Below are 1,225 nucleotides of genomic sequence, written 5' to 3'. Positions count from 1 at the left end.
GCTGTGAGTTCAACGGGTCGATGCAACGCTATCCTTAATCAAGGGGGACGTTGCTATGAAACGAAGAACGCGCATTTACTACACGCCAGAACAGAAAGCGATTATCTGGGACAGATATAAGCAGGGGGATTCCCTGCATGATATCGCCAGAATGTTCGACAGATATCATTCTTCCATTATGCCCACTATCCACCAGACAGGCGGCTACCGTCCTCCCGTGCGAAAACGGCACCGATTAGCGCTTTCGCTTGATGAAAGAGAGGAGATATCCAGAGGGCTGGTAGCAAAACTCAGTATCAGGGACATCGCCGCCAAATTATCAAGAGCGCCCTCAACGATTAGCCGCGAGGTCAGGAGGCACGGTGGTGCAAAACAATACCGTGCAGCAAAAGCCGATGCTACTGCGTGGGTAAATGCGCTGAGACCAAAACCTTGCAAGCTAATTGAAAGCCCCGCATTGTGTAAAATCATTGCAGAGAAGATGCATCAGGACTGGTCGCCGGAACAGATCGCCGGTTGTCTGAAACGCTGTTATCCGGATAATCAGGAAATGCATGTGTCACACGAAACGATTTATAAAACGCTTTTTATACAAACCCGGGGAGCATTAAAAAAAGAGCTGCAGCAATGCCTCAGAAGCGGAAGAGCAGTGCGTAGATCCAGAACGTCATCGCTTAAAGGGAAAGGATTAGGGTCAATCCCGAACACGATACCTATCAGCGAAAGGCCACCAGAGGCCGCTGACAGAGCCATTCCAGGTCACTGGGAAGGTGACTTGATTCAGGGCTCGAAAAACTCCTATATCATCACCCTCGTAGAACGTCATTCCCGTTTTGTTATGCTGGCGAAGATCAGAGACAACAAGACCATAACGGTTATATCTGCACTCATCAGACAAGCCCGGGAATTACCTGCTGAGCTTTATAAAACATTAACTTGGGATCGTGGCGCTGAAATGACCAGCCACACACGATTTACTGTAGCGACAGACATTCAGATTTATTTTTGTGATCCTCAATCTCCCTGGCAACGTGGCTCAAATGAAAATACGAACAGATTGCTCAGACAATATTTTCCAAAAGGAACTGACTTATCGGTTCACAGCCAGCAAAGACTTAACAGTGTTGCCAGACAGCTCAACGAAAGGCCGAGAAAAACGCTAGATTATGAATCACCCGCAGAACGGTTCAATAAGTGTGTTGCGTCCATCAGTTGAACTCACAGC

1 protein-coding gene is annotated in these 1,225 nt (G+C 47.8%); it reads left to right on the top strand.

Annotated features, from left to right (window positions below; all coding sequences use genetic code 11):
• Positions 1–55 precede the first annotated feature (55 nt).
• Entirely contained in the window at positions 56–1,216 is a 1,161-nt protein-coding gene (locus HHI26_RS25340) for an IS30-like element ISCfr4 family transposase (RefSeq protein ID WP_171150000.1), read from the top strand.
• Positions 1,217–1,225: the final 9 nt, after the last annotated feature.

The organism is Erwinia sp. JH02 (assembly GCF_013074405.1).
Classification (GTDB): Bacteria; Pseudomonadota; Gammaproteobacteria; order Enterobacterales; family Enterobacteriaceae; genus Erwinia; species Erwinia rhapontici.
The sequence above is the reverse complement of the archived record's forward strand: the minus strand, read 5'-3'. Positions and strand labels throughout refer to the sequence as shown.